The sequence below is a fragment of the Leifsonia sp. NPDC102414 genome (genome assembly GCF_044765685.1).
Classification (GTDB): Bacteria; Actinomycetota; Actinomycetes; order Actinomycetales; family Microbacteriaceae; genus Leifsonia.
Map to the genome: position 1 here is coordinate 310,542 of NZ_JBIWKN010000004.1, position 17,006 is coordinate 327,547.

15 protein-coding genes are annotated in these 17,006 nt (G+C 67.7%); 11 read left to right on the plus strand and 4 right to left on the minus strand.

What is annotated here, in order from left to right; translation table 11 throughout:
* Positions 1–193 precede the first annotated feature (193 nt).
* Both ACIRCZ_RS16845 and ACIRCZ_RS16850 read left to right on the plus strand, forming a co-directional pair.
* Positions 194–2,038 (plus strand): ABC transporter ATP-binding protein, encoded by a 1,845-nt coding sequence (locus ACIRCZ_RS16845; protein WP_055894945.1) that lies wholly within the window; start codon positions 194–196, stop codon positions 2,036–2,038.
* On the plus strand, positions 2,035–3,849 hold the full coding sequence (locus ACIRCZ_RS16850) for an ABC transporter ATP-binding protein (protein WP_402854997.1): 1,815 nt from the start codon (positions 2,035–2,037) through the stop codon (positions 3,847–3,849). Before ACIRCZ_RS16845 ends, ACIRCZ_RS16850 begins: the two co-directional genes overlap by 4 nt.
* A gap of 91 nt (positions 3,850–3,940) precedes the next feature.
* Here ACIRCZ_RS16850 and ACIRCZ_RS16855 read toward each other — a convergent pair whose 3' ends face one another.
* Entirely contained in the window at positions 3,941–4,975 is a 1,035-nt protein-coding gene (locus tag ACIRCZ_RS16855) for a hypothetical protein (protein ID WP_055894949.1), read from the minus strand.
* 266 nt (positions 4,976–5,241) lie between these two features.
* Here ACIRCZ_RS16855 and ACIRCZ_RS16860 point away from each other — a divergent pair, with 266 nt between their 5' ends.
* Genes ACIRCZ_RS16860 through ACIRCZ_RS16870 form a run of 3 tightly spaced genes read left to right on the plus strand, consistent with a single transcriptional unit; the run spans position 5,242 to position 8,086 of the window.
* Positions 5,242–5,589, plus strand: a complete 348-nt coding sequence (locus tag ACIRCZ_RS16860) for a response regulator transcription factor (RefSeq protein WP_055896366.1) — start codon at positions 5,242–5,244, stop codon at positions 5,587–5,589.
* Positions 5,590–5,593: 4 nt separating this feature from the next.
* Positions 5,594–6,277, plus strand: coding sequence for a response regulator transcription factor (locus ACIRCZ_RS16865; protein WP_402855000.1), 684 nt, complete (start codon positions 5,594–5,596; stop codon positions 6,275–6,277).
* An 18-nt stretch (positions 6,278–6,295) separates the two neighbouring features.
* Positions 6,296–8,086 (plus strand): histidine kinase, encoded by a 1,791-nt coding sequence (locus tag ACIRCZ_RS16870; RefSeq protein WP_402855001.1) that lies wholly within the window; start codon positions 6,296–6,298, stop codon positions 8,084–8,086.
* A 4-nt stretch (positions 8,087–8,090) separates the two neighbouring features.
* Here ACIRCZ_RS16870 and ACIRCZ_RS16875 read toward each other — a convergent pair whose 3' ends face one another.
* The 3 genes from ACIRCZ_RS16875 to ACIRCZ_RS16885 all read right to left on the minus strand — a co-directional run bounded on the left by ACIRCZ_RS16875 (position 8,091) and on the right by ACIRCZ_RS16885 (position 9,369).
* On the minus strand, positions 8,091–8,501 hold the full coding sequence (locus ACIRCZ_RS16875) for a hypothetical protein (RefSeq protein WP_235500509.1): 411 nt from the start codon (positions 8,499–8,501) through the stop codon (positions 8,091–8,093).
* A gap of 93 nt (positions 8,502–8,594) precedes the next feature.
* Positions 8,595–8,933 carry an MGMT family protein gene (locus tag ACIRCZ_RS16880; protein WP_055894953.1) on the minus strand — a complete coding sequence of 113 codons (339 nt, stop codon included), beginning with the start codon at positions 8,931–8,933 and terminating at the stop codon, positions 8,595–8,597.
* The gene (locus tag ACIRCZ_RS16885; protein WP_055894955.1) at positions 8,917–9,369 is read right to left on the minus strand and encodes a GNAT family N-acetyltransferase; all 453 of its coding nucleotides are present in this window, start codon (positions 9,367–9,369) and stop codon (positions 8,917–8,919) included. Before ACIRCZ_RS16885 ends, ACIRCZ_RS16880 begins: the two co-directional genes overlap by 17 nt.
* A gap of 146 nt (positions 9,370–9,515) precedes the next feature.
* On the opposite strand from ACIRCZ_RS16885, the gene ACIRCZ_RS16890 reads away from it, so the two are divergent.
* The 6 genes from ACIRCZ_RS16890 (at position 9,516) to ACIRCZ_RS16915 (ending at position 16,954) form a co-directional block, all read left to right on the plus strand.
* Positions 9,516–10,730 carry an NADP-dependent isocitrate dehydrogenase gene (locus ACIRCZ_RS16890; protein ID WP_402855004.1) on the plus strand — a complete coding sequence of 405 codons (1,215 nt, stop codon included), beginning with the start codon at positions 9,516–9,518 and terminating at the stop codon, positions 10,728–10,730.
* 128 nt (positions 10,731–10,858) lie between these two features.
* Complete coding sequence (locus tag ACIRCZ_RS16895; RefSeq protein WP_402855005.1) at positions 10,859–11,323, plus strand: hypothetical protein; 465 nt, start codon at positions 10,859–10,861, stop codon at positions 11,321–11,323.
* Positions 11,324–11,387: 64 nt separating this feature from the next.
* Positions 11,388–11,846, plus strand: coding sequence for a hypothetical protein (locus ACIRCZ_RS16900; protein WP_402855007.1), 459 nt, complete (start codon positions 11,388–11,390; stop codon positions 11,844–11,846).
* A 77-nt stretch (positions 11,847–11,923) separates the two neighbouring features.
* Positions 11,924–14,098 (plus strand): cell wall-binding repeat-containing protein, encoded by a 2,175-nt coding sequence (locus tag ACIRCZ_RS16905; RefSeq protein WP_402855009.1) that lies wholly within the window; start codon positions 11,924–11,926, stop codon positions 14,096–14,098.
* Positions 14,099–14,282: 184 nt separating this feature from the next.
* A complete protein-coding gene (locus tag ACIRCZ_RS16910) occupies positions 14,283–15,494 on the plus strand; it encodes an ROK family transcriptional regulator (RefSeq protein ID WP_402855011.1) in 1,212 nt (403 codons plus the stop codon).
* A gap of 107 nt (positions 15,495–15,601) precedes the next feature.
* A complete protein-coding gene (locus tag ACIRCZ_RS16915) occupies positions 15,602–16,954 on the plus strand; it encodes an extracellular solute-binding protein (RefSeq protein ID WP_055894965.1) in 1,353 nt (450 codons plus the stop codon).
* Positions 16,955–17,006: the final 52 nt, after the last annotated feature.

Below are 17,006 nucleotides of genomic sequence, written 5' to 3' on the forward strand. Positions count from 1 at the left end.
GCCTGGTAGGTCCCAGGCAGGACATGCTTCCCGGCTGACTGTCGTCGGCACGTCGCGCGGACCAACCATGGTTCGCGGAGTCCACCCTCGGTGGAACTTACGTCTTTGACGACCCCGCACGACCTCTCAGCACGCTCAGAATCGGGTCAACGAGTGGCCCACGAAGCAATCACTACAAGAAAACGGATCGATAATGTCTGTCGCTGAAACTCATCAGCACCCCCCACAAAAAGAAACCAAGGCACGCCTCGGCACCGTGCGGACTCTGCTGCGCATCCTGCCGTTCGCCAAGTCGGCTGCACCGCGCATCCTGCTCGGCATGGTCGCCGCGCTTCTCGCCAGCCTGGTCGCGCTGAGCATCCCGCAGGTGCTTCGCTGGCTGGTCGACGGCCCGCTGTCGACGGGTGACTCCGCATCGGTGTGGCCTGCCGCGCTGCTCGTGGTCGGCCTCGGCGCTGCGGAGGCCGTGTTCATCTCACTGCGCCGCTGGTTCGTGCTCACCCCGGGCACGCACGTCGAGGCGAAGATGCGCAACGGCCTGTACGAGAAGCTGCAGGACCTTCCTGTCGCGTTCCACGACCGCTGGCCGAGCGGCCAGTTGCTGTCGCGCGCCGTCAGCGACCTCGGTCTCATCCGACGCTGGCTGTCGTTCGGCATCGTGCTGCTCGTGGTCAACGTCGTGACGATCGTCGTCGGCTTCGCCATCCTGATCAGCTGGAACTGGATTCTCGGCCTGATCTTCCTGGTCTGCTCGATCCCGCTGTGGATCTACGGGTTCATCTTCGAGGGCAAGTACTCGGTGATCGCCCGGCGCAGCCAGGACCAGGCGGGTGACCTGGCGACGGCGGTCGAGGAGTCGGTGCACGGCATCCGCGTGCTCAAGGCGTTCGGCCGAGGCAAGCACGCGCTCAAGCGCTTCGAGTCGCAGGCCGAAGAGCTGCGCGGCACGGAGATCGAGAAGGCGAAGGCGATCGCCGGCATCTGGCTCTGGCTGCTGCTGGTCCCGGATGTGGCGTTCGGCATCTGCCTGGTCGTCGGCGTCTGGCTGTCCTCTCAGGGGCAGCTCTCCGTCGGCGAGCTGGTGGCGTTCTTCGCCACGGCGACCGTGCTGCGGTTCCCCGTCGAGTCGATCGGGTTCCTGCTGTCGATGACCTTCGACACCCGCACGGCGGCCGACCGCTTCTTCGAGGTGATGGACGAGGTCAACACGATTCAGGACCCCGCAGAGCCGAAGAAGATCGCGAACCCGCGCGGAGAGCTCGTCTTCGACGACGTGCACTTCCGCTACCAGGACTCGCCGGAGCGCTTCCCCGACCTCCTCGACGGCATCGACCTCACGGTCGAGCCGGGGGAGACGATGGCGCTCGTCGGTCTGACCGGATGCGGCAAGTCGACGCTCACGGCCCTCACCACCCGCCTGTACGACGTCACCGGCGGTTCGGTGCGCGTCGACGGCGTGGATGTGCGCGACCTCACCAGGTACGACCTGCGCAAGAGCATCGCGATGGCGTTCGAGGATGCGACGCTGTTCTCCGCATCCGTGCGGGACAACGTGCTGCTCGGTCGCGACGACCTCGACCCGAACTCAGCCGAGGCGGAGCGCGTGCTGGCCGAGGCTGTCGAGATCGCCCAGGCCGGATTCGTCTACGAGCTCCCAGAAGGCCTGGAGACGAAGGTCGGCGAGGAAGGACTCAGCCTCTCCGGCGGTCAGCGTCAGCGCCTCGCGCTGGCACGCGCCGTCGCGGCGAACCCGTCCATCCTGGTGCTCGACGACCCGCTGTCGGCGCTCGACGTCGACACGGAAGCGCTTGTCGAGGCAGCGCTGCGCCGCGTGCTGGCCGCCACCACGGCCCTCGTCGTCGCCCACCGTCCGTCGACGGTGATGCTGGCCGACAGGGTCGCCCTGCTGGAGAACGGCCGCATCACGGCGGTCGGCACCCACCACGAGCTCTTGGAGACGAACGAGCACTACAAGTTCGTCATCTCGAGCCTCGAAGACGATGAGAACGAAGAGATCCTTCAGGAGGTGAACCTGTGAGCACCGCAACCGTATTGGGAGTCGAGGGCGAAGAGCGCAACGACTTCACCAAGGAGGAGAGCAAGCAGATCCGCAAGCGCTCCCTTCGCCTGCTCGGGTCGCTGATGCGTCCCCTGCGTCTGCGTCTGATCCTGACGGCGGCCGTCGTCGTGGTCAGCACCGCGGGCCAGGTGGCCGGTCCGGCGATCATCGCGTTCGGTATCGACAACGGCCTGCCGGCCCTGCTCAAGCAGGACTGGTTCCCGTTGGCGGCCGCCGGCATCGCGTACCTGTTCACCGGCATCATCGGCGCCGTGCTGATCGCCTGGTACACCGTGCTCAGCGCGCGCATCAGCCAGGCGATCCTGATCGACCTGCGCAAGCGGGTGTTCCTGCACACGCAGAAGCTCTCGCTGGAGTTCCACGAGTCGTACACGTCCGGCCGGATCATCTCGCGCCAGACGAGCGACCTCGACTCGATCCGCGAACTGCTCGACTCGGGCATCAACCAGCTCGTGCAGGGCTTCCTGTACATGCTGTTCATCGCCATCGCGCTGTTCTCTCTCGACTGGGTGAGCGGCGTGGTGCTGGTGTGCTCTCTGGTGCCGCTGTACTTCCTGACCCGCTGGTTCCAGAAGCGCTCGCAGTCGTTGTTCCGCATCTCGCGGGTGGCGTCGGCGAAGCTGATCGTGCAGTTCGTCGAGACGATGACGGGCATCCGCGCCGTCAAGGCGTTCCGCAAGGAGAAGCGCAACGAGAAGGAGTTCGGCGGTCTCGTCGAGGACTACCGGGACGTCAACGCCCGCGTCATCCAGTTGTTCGGGATCTTCGATCCAGGGCTCGTGATGATCGGAAACGTCACGGTCGGCGTCGTGCTGCTCGTCGGCGGATTCAGGGTGGCCGACGGCCAGCTCGCCATCGGTGTGCTCCTCGCCGCGCTGCTCTACACGCGTCGCTTCTTCGACCCGATGGAGGAGATGGCGATGTTCTACAACTCCTACCAGTCGGCAGCGGCGGCACTGGAGAAGATCTCCGGTGTCCTGGAGGAGGAGCCGTCGGTTCCCGATCCTGTGCAGGCTGTCGACCTGTGGGATGCGAGAGGCGATGTCCGTTTCGACGAGGTCACGTTCGCGTACAAGCGCGACAGGGTGATCCTGCCCAACTTCAGCCTGGACATCCCGGCCGGGCAGACGATCGCGCTCGTCGGATCGACAGGTGCAGGCAAGTCGACGCTGGCGAAGCTCATCTCCCGGTTCTACGACCCGAGCGACGGCTCCGTCACGCTCGACGGCGTCGACCTGCGCGACCTCCACCCGAAGGATCTCCGCAGGGCGATCGTGATGGTGACCCAGGAGGCGTACCTGTTCAGCGGGTCCGTCGCCGACAACATCGCGCTCGGGAAGCCGGACGCGTCGAGGGACGAGATCGTCTCCGCGGCGCGCGCTGTCGGCGCCGACGAGTTCATCCAGGGTCTGCCGAACGGCTACGACACCGATGTGAACAAGCGCGGAGGACGCGTGTCGGCCGGTCAGCGTCAGCTGATCTCGTTCGCGCGGGCGTTCTTGGCGAACCCGGCCGTGCTCATCCTGGATGAGGCGACCAGCTCGCTCGACATCCCGAGTGAACGCCTGGTTCAGGATGCGCTGCAGACGCTGCTCGCGGATCGCACCGCTGTGATCATCGCCCACCGCCTGTCCACTGTCGCGATCGCGGACAGGGTGCTGGTGATGGAGCATGGCGCGATCGTCGAGGACGGCACGCCTGCCGACCTCATCGCCGGGACGGGCCGGTTCGCGCAGTTGCACGCAGCGTGGAGGGATTCGCTGGTGTGATCGCAGCGTTCTGAACGACGCGGGTTCCGGTGGGGGAAGCGGCAGCTGCCGCTTCCCCCACCGCCGTGTGAGGCGGGAGAGGGGTTGAAGTTCAGCCCGCCGTCGACCCGGTCGAGTTTCCGCGCTGAGCGCCCCGGAGGATGCGGTGCCCACCGGTGGCGACCGCGCGGAAGAAGGGGAAGCGCAGCAGTGGGTGCGGCTGGTCGCCCTCGACCAGGATCGCGACCTCCGCCCCAGCGTCGATGCACTCGCTGGCGGTGAACGGGTCGACGTCGTGCTCGACCGTGCCGCCGATGATCGTGATGCAGCCAGCGGTCACCGCGAGTCCTGCCGACGCCGTGATCGCGACGCGGGAGCTGCCAGGTGCGACGATCGCGCGGATCGCTCGTGCCAGCTCCGCCCGCTCGCCGGGACGCCTGGCGGCCCGCCCTGGGAAGCCGTCGCCCAGGTCGATGACGTCGAGGCGCGCTCCTGTCGCCGCTCGCACATCGGCCATCACAGCGGCCGTCCTGGCGATCGCGGCCACATAGTCCTGGCAGGCGGCTCCCGGCCGCGTGCTCAGCGAGAACCCGGCGACGCGGACGCCAAGGGCGGCGGCGTCGCGGACGATGCGGTGCGCATCCCGTGCTGGCACTCCGCGGGGTGCGACGTGCGCCGCCCGCGGAGGAGTGTGGGGCTGCAACCGCACCACGAGGTCGAGGTCGTGCGGTGCCGAGGCGAACTTCTCGACGTCCGCCGGTCCGTCGACGACGAACCGGCGGACGCCGGCGTTGTACGCGGCGAGCACCTCGTGGGGATGCGTCGCGGCCGTCGCGTGCAGCACACGCCGCAGGTCGGTCTGCGACGCCGTCAACGCGGCGAGGGCGCCATCGTGCGCGGCGACGAACGAGCCGCCCGACTCCGCGATGGCCGCGATCAGCGCGGGATGCGCGAGCGCGCTCACGTCGTAGTGCACCTCGACGCTGGGGAACGCCTCCCGCAGCGCCCTGTACTGCCGCGCTGCGCGGGCGACGTCGATCACGACGAGCGGCAGGCTGTGCCGCGCCACGAGGTCCTCGATGTCGAGATCGAATTCGACCGCGGCCGTCTCGTCCACTCCGCTGTGCGTGCCCGCCGTTCTGTCCATGTCCACCCCCGCAGCCGGCGGCGCGCCTTCGGGTGACGCGCCGTTCGACCGTGCGGGTCGGGTTGCGGTGAACATGGCCTTTCTCCTCGCTCTGTTCTGCCGACCAGGGGATGCCGTTCGTCGGGCCGTGCGGCATCCCTCGGGTTCTGGTCGGCGTACTCACATGCTGGCCCTGGCCGCCGTGACCCACATCCGGGGGTCCACCCCATTCGTTTGCGTGGGGGCACGGATGCGTTCTCGGCCATCGTTCGGCGATGATGGTGGACATGTGCCTCCGTGTTGTGATCGTCGACGACCACGCGCGTTTCCGTGCACAGGCGGCCGAGCTGCTGAAGCTCGAGAAGTTCACCGTGGTCGGAGACGCCGACACGGGAGCGCGCGGCGTCGAGCTGAGCCGCCGCCTCACCCCCGACCTGGTGCTGCTCGACATCGCGCTGCCGGACACCAGCGGATTCGAGCTCGTGTCCGCCATGCACGCGACAGGAGCCGCCGTCGTGCTCACCTCCAGCCGCTCCGTGCGCGACTACGGACACCGCGTCGCCGACAGCGGGGCAGAGGGTTTCATCAGCAAGGCAGAACTGACCGGCGAGGCGATTCGCAGCCTGCTAAGGTAAGCGCGTGGTCGCGGGAAACAGCACCGAGCCGCGCTCGTTGCGCGTCGCCGTCGCCGATGACGCGGTACTGCTCCGCGAAGGGATCGGGCAGATTCTGCGCGCGGGCGGACTGGACATCGTCGCGTCCGTCGACACGGCGGAGGAGCTTCTCGCCGTCGTCGAAGCCGACGCGGACATCGACGCCGTCGTGCTCGACATCAAGATGCCGCCGACGCACACGGACGAGGGGCTGCGCGCTCTGGAGCAGCTGCGCGCATCCGGGTCGTCTGTAGGCGTGCTGCTGCTGTCGATGTACACCACGGCCTCGTATGCGATCCGCGCCATGAGCGCCGGCAGCGGCACCGGTTATCTGCTGAAGGATCGCGTCGCGGACGCCGACACCCTCGTGAACGCCGTGCGCAGTGTCGCCGCAGGCGGCTCTGTGGTCGACCCGGAGGTCGTGCAGCTGCTCGTGTCCGCCCGCTCGGCGCGGGTCTCGCTCGACACCCTGTCCGCCAGGGAGCGCGACGTCATCCGGCTGATGGCGGAGGGCAAGTCGAACGCGGGGATCGCGGCCGACCTGCACCTGAGCCTGCGGACGGTGGAGTCGCACATCGGCCACATCATGTCCAAGCTCGACGTCGAGGACTCGGCGGAGGGTCACCGTCGTGTGCTCGCCGTGCTGCGCTTCCTCGGCAGGGACGTCTAGGCGGAGACCGGAGCGGGGATGAGGGCCGCGCGGATCTGGCTCCGTTCACTGGCCGTCGTGGCCGCCGTGGCGGCGAACGTGGTCGCCCAGGTGGCGAGCGCCGTCACCGGCGACTACGGGCCGCGGCCGCACGGGCTCGGCTGGGCGATCGTGTTCGTCCTGGTCGCGCTGGTCTATGCCGGATGCGCGATCGTCGCGTGGAAGGTCGTCCGCAGCCCGATCGCCGGGTGGCTGATGGTCGGCGCGTCCCTGTTCTGGGCGGCAGGCGCCTGGTACCCCCTGGTCAGAGACATCGGCTGGCTGTGGCCTCTGCTGGCAGGGGTGACGGATCTCTGGGCGGTCCTGGTCGGCATCCTGGTGCTGTCGTATCCGACAGGGCGGATCGTCTCCAGGTTCGACCGCTGGGTCGTCCTCGCGGTGTCGGTCGCCTTCCTGATCCGGTTCGGCGGCATCCTCCTGTTCTCGTCCCCGTCCCAGAGCGCGTGCGGATGCGTGGCCAATGCGTACGCGATCGTCCCGAGCGACGGGGCGGACTTCTGGCTCGGCGTCGGCTGGCGGCTGGCCGGCCTCGCGCTGCTGCTGACGGTGGCGGTGCGACTCGCCATGCGCTGGTTCCAGTCCACGCTGCCCGCCAGGCGCGTGGCCTTCGTGATGCCGCTCGCCCTGCTGCTCTGGTGCTACGGCACGGTGCAGGATTCGGTCAGCTTCACGCTCGGCTGGGACAGCGGGTGGCTGCAGTTCGTCCCACCCGTCGCCATCGCCCTCATTCCGCCGTCCTACGTCGGGGGCGTGCTCTATGCGCGCGGACTCCGCTCGCGTGTCGCCGACCTCGTGATCGTCGCCCGCGACAAGGTCGACAGGGCGCTCTGGGAGTCGAGTCTCGCGCGCACGCTGCACGACAGCTCGCTGCGCGTCTACTGGTGGGACGACCACCTCGAAGGGTACGAGACGAGCGACGGGGAGCGCATCGCGGACGGCGGAGGGCCGCAACGGCCCGGCCGCTCGACGCTCACGATCGACTCCGACCAGGGCCCCATCGCGCTCATCGAGCACGACGTCGCTCTCAGTCAGGACGACAGGCTCCTGGACGCGGTCTCCTCAGCCCTCCTGCTCTCCGTCGACAACGACCGGCTGCGGCAGAAGCTGGAGCGCACCCTCCAGGAGGTGCGCGAGTCGCGTCTCCGCATCGTGGAAGAGGGGTACCTCGCCAGACGGCGGCTCGAACGCGACCTGCACGACGGGTCGCAGCAGCAGCTCGTGTCGCTCGCGATCAGCCTGCGGATCGCGACGGCGAAGGCCGAGGCGGCGGGGAGCGGGGAGCTGGCGGGCGACCTGGAGCGCGCATCCACCCAGTTGGCTGACGCGCTGCGCGAACTGCGGGAGCTGGCGAGAGGCATCCATCCGACCGTGCTCACCGACGGCGATCTGACGTCGGCGATCGAAGAGCTCGCCAATCGCAGCCACCTGCCGGTGGAGGTGCACGTCGACATGCCGGAGCGACTGTCCGACGTGATCGAGGAGACCATCTACTTCTGCGTGTCGGAGGGGCTCGCCAACGCGGCGAAGCACTCGCAGGCGCGCAACTGCTCGGTGAGCGTGAGCCGGTCGGACGGGACGGTGACGGTCATCGTCAAGGACGACGGCCAGGGCGGAGCCAGGGTCGAACCGGGCGGCGGTCTCGGCGGCATCCGCGACAGGGTCGAAGCCGTGGACGGTCACGCCGTGGTGCAGTCGGTCGCCGGGCTCGGGACGATCATCGAGCTGACCATCCCCGTGCAGCACGCCGCGGCGGGGGCAGCGGAGAGCTAGCGCGCTAGTTCTTCGGGGTCGCCGCGTACACCTGGTCGCCGATCAGGAACGCCGACCAGCCGCCTGGGCAGCTCACCCCCTGCGCTGGGATGCCGTCGACAGGCCACCAGCTGTCCTGCACGGTGGGCTTCGGGATGGCCGCGGCCTTCTCGCAGGTTCCGGCGACGAAGTGCGTCTTCGACGTGTACGTGAGGATCGCGCCACCGCCCTTGGTGTCGTAGTCCACCCGGATGATCGTGGCGTCGTCTGGGACGAACGTCGGCGAGCCGAACGCGGCGGTCGACGCCGCCTTGAACTCCTTGGCCGAGTCGTAGATGGCCGCGTCGACGTGCGGGACGAACGCGGCGACGACGGAGCATCCGGAGAGGGTCACGGCGATGGCGGCAGCAGACGCGGCGAGACCGACGAGACGCATACGGGGCACAGAAACTCCTGAAGGTGCGGTAGACAGACCCCCTTAGTCAACACGATCAAGCTGTGACGTTCATCGGTCGTTGGGATGATCCTCCTACGGAGTGTATCTGGCCGCCCGCAGGTCGATGCGGTACGCGACGTTGCCTCCACCGAGAAGAGGGGTGCCCTCCGCGCGGTAATACTGCAGCGCGATGTGCTCGTGGTCGACCGGTGGATGCCCGCTCGCCCGCACGACCCTCCACCACGGGTAATCGCTGCCGTAGTACGCCATGATCTGGCCGACCATGCGCGCGGCGCGGGATCCGAGCGTGGCCGCGACGTCGCCGTACGTCATGACGCGGCCGGGCGGGATGGACTCGACGACGGAAAGGACGCGCTCGACGAACGGCTCCTGGTCGCCGCTGTCGCGCCGCCTGTCAGAGCTCGAGGGCACCGATCGTCTCGCCGTACTGGGTCTCGCCGATGGGCTGGAATCCGCTTCGCAGGAAGAACTGCTCAGGGCCGAGCTCGCCGGACTCCCAGATCACGTAGAGCCGCGAGAGTCCTCGGTTTCGCGCTTCGTCGGCCAGCGAGCGGACCGCGAAGGTGCCGATGCCTCTGCCCTGGTCGTCCGCATCCACGTTGATGCGCCACAGGATGGCGCGGAACTCCTCGTGCTCGGCGTCGGGGTCGAAGTTGCCCATGATGAAGCCGACGACCTCCTCGCCGTCGGTGACGACGCGCTGCCACGAGGTCTGCGGGTTGGTCACCGCAGCAGCAGCCGAGTACGAGACGGGAGCAACGAATTGCTCCTGGCCCGGCTTCAGCGTGAGAGCGTTCGCCGCTACAACGTTCGACGCGCTCAACTCTTCAAGTCTCAACTCAGCCATAACGAAAGGGTAACGTGCGCGAGGGATACTGGCATAGTCGCGCTGCCTGCCGATCCGCTGAGCGAATTTGTCTCGATGTCAAGATAGTTGCGTGCCTCCGGTAAGCTGTCGACGGCTGAAAAACGGCACAGACCACAGGAGATCCATTGGACAAGATCAAGGTTGAAGGCACCGTCGTCGAACTCGACGGCGACGAGATGACTCGCATCATCTGGCAGGCGATCAAAGACTCCCTCATCCACCCGTACCTCGATGTGAACCTCGAGTACTACGACCTCGGCATCGAGAAGCGCGACGAGACCGACGACCAGATCACCGTGGATGCGGCAAACGCCATCCTGAAGCACGGTGTCGGCGTCAAGTGCGCGACGATCACGCCCGACGAGGCCCGCGTCGAGGAGTTCGGCCTGAAGAAGATGTGGCGGAGCCCGAACGGCACCATCCGCAACATCCTCGGCGGCGTCGTCTTCCGCGAGCCGATCATCATCTCGAACATCCCGCGCCTGGTGCCGGGCTGGAACAAGCCGATCGTCATCGGCCGTCACGCCTTCGGCGACCAGTACCGCGCCACCGACTTCACGTTCGACGGCCCAGGAACGCTCACGCTGAGCTTCCAGCCGAGCGACGGCGGAGAGGCCAAGTCGTTCGAGGTGTACCAGGCGCCCGGCGCCGGCGTCGCGCTCGCGATGTACAACCAGGACGCGTCGATCCGCGACTTCGCCCGTGCATCGTTCAACTACGGCCTCGACCGTCAGTACCCGGTGTACCTGTCGACCAAGAACACCATCCTCAAGGCGTACGACGGCCGCTTCAAGGACCTCTTCCAGGAGGTCTTCGACGCCGAGTACAAGGAGAAGTTCGACGCGGCGGGCCTCACGTACGAGCACCGCCTGATCGATGACATGGTCGCATCCAGCCTCAAGTGGGAGGGCGGATACGTCTGGGCCTGCAAGAACTACGACGGCGACGTCCAGTCCGACACCGTCGCGCAGGGCTTCGGCTCGCTCGGCCTGATGACCAGCGTGCTGACCACGCCGGACGGCAAGGTCGTCGAGGCTGAGGCTGCGCACGGCACGGTCACGCGCCACTACCGTCAGCACCAGCAGGGCAAGCCGACGTCGACCAACCCGATCGCCTCGATCTACGCCTGGACGCGCGGCCTCGCGCACCGCGGCAAGCTCGACGGCAACCAGGAGCTCATCGACTTCACGCACACCCTCGAGGACGTCGTCATCAAGACGGTCGAGTCCGGCAAGATGACGAAGGACCTCGCGCTCCTCGTCGGCCCTGAGCAGCCGTACCAGACCACCGAGGAATTCCTCGCGACCCTCGGCGAGAACCTGAAGGCGCGCCTGGGCTAAGGCTCGAACGCACGTCGAAAGGCCCTGTGGATGCCCGCATCCACAGGGCCTTTCGGTATTCGCATGGTGGTTCTGTATCGTGGACGCGTTCCGCCATCGCGGGGGAGCGCAACCATCAAGGGGGAACCGTGGGAAAGTACGCACTCCGATCGACGCTGGTCGTCTCCGCCGTCATCGTCGCCGCAGCGGCACTGACCGGATGCACGTCGGCACCGGCGCCGAGGGCCACCGCGGCTGCGACGCCGACGAAGACGGCGCAGGCCTCCACACAGACGCACGAGGCGGCGTGCACCATCGTGGCGGCCGGGCTGAAGGACGTCGCGTCGCTGCAGAGCGAGGTCTCGACCGACAATCCGACCAAGTCGCTCGCGATCCTCGCGGAGGTCGACGCCAAGGTCGCCGCCATCGACGAGAAGGTGACGAACGAGAAGGTCAAATCGCTCACCAGCGACGCTGCGACCTCGGTGCACGCGTACTCGACGTACCTCAAGGGCGTCATGGAGAACCCGGCGAACCTGGACGTGAACGAGATCACCTCGAAGGCGCAGGAACTGGCGGCGAAGTTCACGGCCGTGCAGAAGGAGTGCGCGTAGTCGCAGCTCCGGCCGCGGGCTGAGCGGGTGCATCCCGATCGCGCGAAGGGGTATGGTCGGGCACATGCTGCAGAATCGCGAGGTCGCGGGGGCGACCATGGGGGCTGGGCGACGTCCGACGGCGGTGACGTTCGGGCCGTTCGGCTTCCTCAGCGTCGCCGTGCCTGTGGTGCTTGCCGCGGTGTTCCTGCCCATCGTCTCGTTCGGCGTCGCCGACCCGTTCGGGCTGCGCTGGTCGTGGCTGGCACTTCTTTTCGTCGTCGCCAGCATGACGATCACCCGTTTCGCGGGAGGTCGAGGGGCGGAGGGGGACGCCCTCTGGCGGTCCGGCCCTCGCGACCTGGCCTACCGGACGCAGAAGTATGCGTCAGTGGTACTGCTCGGGCTCGTCGTGATCGCGTTCGTCGGGTTCCTGATGCAGCTTCCGGTGTTCGTGACCGTCGTATCCGCGCTCGCGGTGGGCGTGACGACCGGGGTTGCGCCGGCGTTCTTCCTGCGGCGGGAGCGCGGCGACGCCGACTGACTCGATGAGGGGTCAGACGCGGAGCTCTCGAGAAGCTAGATTGATCCGGGGCCCGGAGGGCCGGGTGAGGGGATATCGTGGCGGAACGACGTCGCTGGTGGATCGGTGCGGCCGTCGCCGCGGCTGTCGTGGCCGGGACGGTGCCGGCAGCGGCGCTGACCGGGGCTTCGAGCGCGCAGGCGGCCGATCGGGTGACGACGACCGACGTCGCCGTGGCGGCGGCCGTTCCTGGAGCGACGTTGCCAACGGATGATCGACTCCTCGATGGTCCAGGCGGACAACCGTGGTGGGTGGAGTCCGCTGCGCTCAAGACCGTCTCGCACGGCGCGCTGGTGACGCATCCGCTTCCAGCAGGGGGCCAGTGGCGACGCGCGTCAGTGACGACGGGACCGGATCAGTCGTTGTGGCTGCTGTCCGAGGATAAGACGGTGGTGGCTCGCGTCGAGCCGGGCGGCTCGTTCGCGAGCTTCCCCGTGCAGGGGACGTACACGGACTCGGACCTGGCAGTCGCCGTGGACGGTGCGGCCTGGGTGACCCAGTTGGCGCCGCGCGGCGGATGGATGGCCGTTCGCATCGCAGCGGATGGGACGCAGACGGCGTTCCCCGAGTCCGGCGACGAGCCGTTTCTCAACGAGAGCCACAGAGGCACGGGATACGCCGATGCCGGTCCGGAAGGGAGCGTGTGGGCGACCAATCTGTACACGGGGGTGGTCGGCATCTATCCCGATGGTCACACCGTTCACGCCGGAAACGTCGCAATGTGGCCGTTCCAGGCCGCGGGGGTCGAGTACGTGTCGTACTCGCAGACGTCGCTGGGCACGGTGATCGCGCGGGTCAACTCCGACGGATCGCTGACCACGGTCGCCACCAATGTGGAGCAACGTGTCTCATCAGGGGATCAGGGGTTCTACACAACGCGTCTCGACGCAGGGCATGAAACCCTGCACCGGCTCGGAATGCCGGGGTGGCACGCCGTGATCGACCCGTCGCTGACCAGTCTGGACAGCGCCCTCTGGGTTCCCGGCTCGCGCTCGCTGTGGCTGACCACGTACGTGCCCCCGCCGGATGGCAGTCCCCATGAGGGGAGCTACGCAACGGACGCGATCGCCGAGGACGGGCGAGTCACACACGTCTCCAACTTCGGGGGCTTCGAACTCGCGCCGGACGGGACGTTGTGGGCGAATTCCGGCCAGGTGCATGTTCGTTCGGATGGAACCGTCATTTCCCGACGGCCCATCGCCTTAGGCGACGACATCTTCGCGTGGGGCGTCAGCGCCGATGGCGCGACCTGGCTGGAAGTCTCTCGTCGTTTCCTGCCGGTGCAGATCTTCACGACGGCACCCGCGACCGTCACCCGCCTGTCGGGAGACGACCGCTACGAGACGGCGGTCGCCGTGGCGAAGCGGGCGTTCCCCACGCGCGCGCCTGTCGTCTATCTCGCTGCGGGCGCCAACTTCCCCGATGCGCTCGCCGCAGGACCTGCCGCCGCCGCTGAGCACGCAGCCCTGCTCCTCACCACGTCCGACGGTCTGCCTGCGCCGACGGCGACCGAACTGAAGGCGCTCGCACCTGGACGGGTCGTCATCGTCGGCGGAACCGCATCCATCGGGTCGGCGGTCGAACGGTCGGTGCATCGTCTGCTGCCGTCCGCGACAGTGCAACGACGGTCGGGCGCCACCCGATACGAGACAGCGAATCAGCTGGTCGGTGCCGTGTTCCACTCCGCGAGCACGGTGTACGTGGCGTCGGGCGCCACATTCCCCGATGCGCTCGGGGCCGGCGCGGCCGCCGGATCGCAGGGTGACCCGCTGCTCCTCGTCGACCCGTCGTCGCCCGGGGTAGCCGCATCCACCGCAGCGGCGATCGCACGACTGCACCCCGCACGCATCGTCGTGGTCGGCGGACCGAGTGCTGTCACCGCCACGATCGTCGCCTCCCTCGGCCGGATCGCGCCGACCAGCCGCATCGCGGGGGAGGACCGATATGCGACCTCTCTGGCCGTCGCGAAGGCCGCGTTCCCCTCTAGCACGTCGGCGTTCTTCGCCTCAGGGGAGAACTTCCCGGACGCGATGAGCGGCGCGGTGCTCGCGGCCTCCACCCACTCCCCGGTCTACGCTGTCCAGAATTCCTGCCTGCCAGCGCCGCTCGGCGCCCAGTTCACGACAGGGAAGGTCACGGACTTCACGATCGTCGGCGGTCCCTCCGCCGTCATCCCCGAACTCGACGATCTGTGGATGTGCGCCATTCGGTGACGGAGATCGGGGCGGCCCAGGTGCGCCGCCTGGCCGGCTGACATCGGACACGCCCGCTTTCGGCCGCGAGGAGGACCGTCCCGGCGGAGCAGCAGACGCTCGCGCGTGTTACGACTCGGTAAACAACGCAGGAAATGCGCCTAAAGACTTGCGCGTCTTTTGTTCGTAAGCTTTACTAACAAACATGAATGCGACGGACGTGCAACGCAGCACCGCGGCTGGGGCCGTGGATGCGCACGTGCAGCCGTCGCAGCCCGGTCGCGGATTCGCGCCTGGCAGGGCCCTGCGGCCGAGTGCGAAGGTGCTCCCGGAGCACGCCCGCAGCCACAACCGTTCGCTCGTGCTTCAGACGCTGTACCGCGCGGGGGAGCGCAGCAGGGCCGACATCGCCCGCGAGACCGGACTGACCCGCGTCACCATCTCCGACCTCGTCGCCGAGCTGCTCGCCGAGGGACTCGTCGTCGAGCTCGGCCAGCGGGAGACGGCGCGACCTGGCAAGCCTGCGGTCCTGCTGGACATCAACAGGACCGCATACCAGATCGTCGGCATCGACCTCAGCGACCACGCCATGTTCCGCGGCGCCGTGCTCGACATCGACGGCGGCATCTTCAGCAGGGCGGACATCCCGCTCGATGGGGCGACCGGCGAGGCCGCGTACGCCAAGGTGGCAGAGCTGGCCGACACGCTCATCGCCGCGGCGACCGCCCCCATCCTGGGCATCGGCGTCGGATCGCCCGGTGTCGTCGACCTCAGCGGCACGGTGCTCACCGCTCCGAACCTCGGCTGGGTCGACGAGCGCGTGCAGCAGCGCCTGCAGGAGCGCACAGGGCTGCCTGTCGTCGTCGCCAACGACGCGAACGTCGCCGTCCTCGCCGAACACGGCTATGGGGATGCAGCGGGCGACCTCATGCTCATCACGGTCGGGCACGGCATCGGCGCTGGACTCATCGTCGCGGGCGCGCTCGTCTACGGCAGCCGGTTCGCCGCAGGCGAGATCGGCCAGGTCATGGTCGGCACCGACCTGGGGCTCGAGACGACGTACAACCGCGACCAGGTGCTCGAGCACTGGCTCAGCGTTCCGCGGCTGCAGGAGCGGATCGACGAGGCGGAGGCCGCCGGCTCGGACTCCACGCCCATCCTGCGCGAGGCAGGGCAGCGGCTCGGCATCGCCCTCGCACCGGTCGTCGGTGCACTCAACCTGTCGGAGATCGTCCTCAGCGGCCCGACCCACCTGCTCGATGGCCCCCTCGCCGAGGCGACCATCAACACGCTCCGGAACAGGACGATGGCAGAGAACCACGCCACGCTCGCGCTCCGGATGACCACGCTCGGGCAGGACATCGTCCTGCGCGGCGCGGCCGTACTCGTCCTCTCCGGACAACTCGGGGTCTCGTAACACAGTACCGCCCGATCATGAACCAATCCGACCCCAGCACCACGGTGTGGCAATCGCACACACTGACCACCCAAGAAAAGCCCCATTCACTACGAAAGGACAAAGCAATGAAGAGAAAGCTCGTCGGCCTCGCCGCAGTGGCTACGGCTTCCGCTCTCGTGCTCGCGGGATGCGCCTCCGGCGGAGGAACCGCCCCGAGCACGGACGGCAAGGGCAAGACGGTCACCCTGTGGCTCGTCGGCGCCGACACTCCTGACGCACTCCGTACCTACCTCAAGGACGAGTTCAAGAAGGAGACAGGCGCCACTCTCAACATCCAGCAGCAGGACTGGGGAGACATCGTCACCAAGCTGACGACCTCGCTCCCCGACGCGAACAACACGCCCGACGTCACCGAGATCGGCAACACCCAGTCGCCGACCTTCACCAACGTCGGCGCGTTCCTCGACATCTCCGACATGTACAAGGACCTCGGCGGCGACGACCTGCTGCAGTCCTTCGTGGCAGCAGGTGAGGTCGACGGCAAGAAGTACACCCTCCCGTACTACTTCGGTTCGCGCTACGCGTTCTACCGCAAGGACGTCTGGTCGGCTGCCGGAGTCTCCGTGCCGACCACGCTCGACCAGTTCAACACCGACGTCGCGACCATCACGTCCAAGAACCCGAAGGGGATCGCGGACTTCTCCGGCTTCTACCTCGGCGGGCAGGACTGGCGCAACGGCATCTCGTGGGTCTTCGCCAACGGCGGGGACATCGCGAAGAAGAAGGACGGCAAGTGGGTCGCCACGCTGGACTCCGAGGGTTCGCTCAAGGGTCTCCAGCAGCTCCAGGACCTGTACAAGAACGCTTCCAAGGCTCCGAACGACGCCAAGGACTCGAACCAGTACATCTACCTGAACGACAGCGACCAGACCGTGGACGCCAACGGCAACAAGACCGCTGACACCTCGCTCGCCGCCGCGACGATCATGGCTCCGGGATGGGCGCACTGGTCGATCGGCGACGCATCCACCAAGGATGGCAAGGTCGTCCGCACCTGGAACGATGACACCTTCGGAACGTTCGTCCTCCCGGGCAACGACGGCAAGCCGGCCCCGGTCTTCGCCGGTGGCTCCAACATCGGGATCTCGGCCAAGACCAAGAACCCCGGCCTGTCGAAGACCCTCCTGAAGATCATCTTCTCGAAGGACTACCAGGAGATGCTCGGCAAGAACGGCCTCGGCCCTGCCAACAGCAACTACACCTCCTCGCTCGGCGACGACCAGTTCGCGAAGGCTCTCATCGAGTCGGCGTCGAACTCGAAGCTGACCCCGGCAGCGCCCGGCTGGGCGTCCGTCGAGGCGGGCAACGTGATGGAGGAGTTCTTCAGCAAGATCAAGGACTCCACCGATCTCAAGAGCCTCGCGCAGGAGTACAACACCAAGCTCGACGCTCTGATGAACGTCAAGTCCGGCAAGTAGCACCACCAGAAGAACAGCACCACCGAGCAGGCCGGGGGCGCGGAAAGACCTT

Bases quoted from the DNA above. Each gene is read 5' to 3' on its own strand.
- ACIRCZ_RS16845 (WP_055894945.1), top strand. From the start codon at position 194: ATGTCTGTCGCTGAAACTCATCAGCACCCCCCACAAAAAGAAACCAAG.
- ACIRCZ_RS16855 (WP_055894949.1), bottom strand. From the start codon at position 4,975: ATGGACAGAACGGCGGGCACGCACAGCGGAGTGGACGAGACGGCCGCG.
- ACIRCZ_RS16860 (WP_055896366.1), top strand. From the start codon at position 5,242: ATGTGCCTCCGTGTTGTGATCGTCGACGACCACGCGCGTTTCCGTGCA.
- ACIRCZ_RS16870 (WP_402855001.1), top strand. From the start codon at position 6,296: ATGAGGGCCGCGCGGATCTGGCTCCGTTCACTGGCCGTCGTGGCCGCC.
- ACIRCZ_RS16875 (WP_235500509.1), bottom strand. From the start codon at position 8,501: ATGCGTCTCGTCGGTCTCGCCGCGTCTGCTGCCGCCATCGCCGTGACC.
- ACIRCZ_RS16885 (WP_055894955.1), bottom strand. From the start codon at position 9,369: ATGGCTGAGTTGAGACTTGAAGAGTTGAGCGCGTCGAACGTTGTAGCG.
- ACIRCZ_RS16900 (WP_402855007.1), top strand. From the start codon at position 11,388: ATGCTGCAGAATCGCGAGGTCGCGGGGGCGACCATGGGGGCTGGGCGA.
- ACIRCZ_RS16910 (WP_402855011.1), top strand. From the start codon at position 14,283: ATGAATGCGACGGACGTGCAACGCAGCACCGCGGCTGGGGCCGTGGAT.
- ACIRCZ_RS16915 (WP_055894965.1), top strand. From the start codon at position 15,602: ATGAAGAGAAAGCTCGTCGGCCTCGCCGCAGTGGCTACGGCTTCCGCT.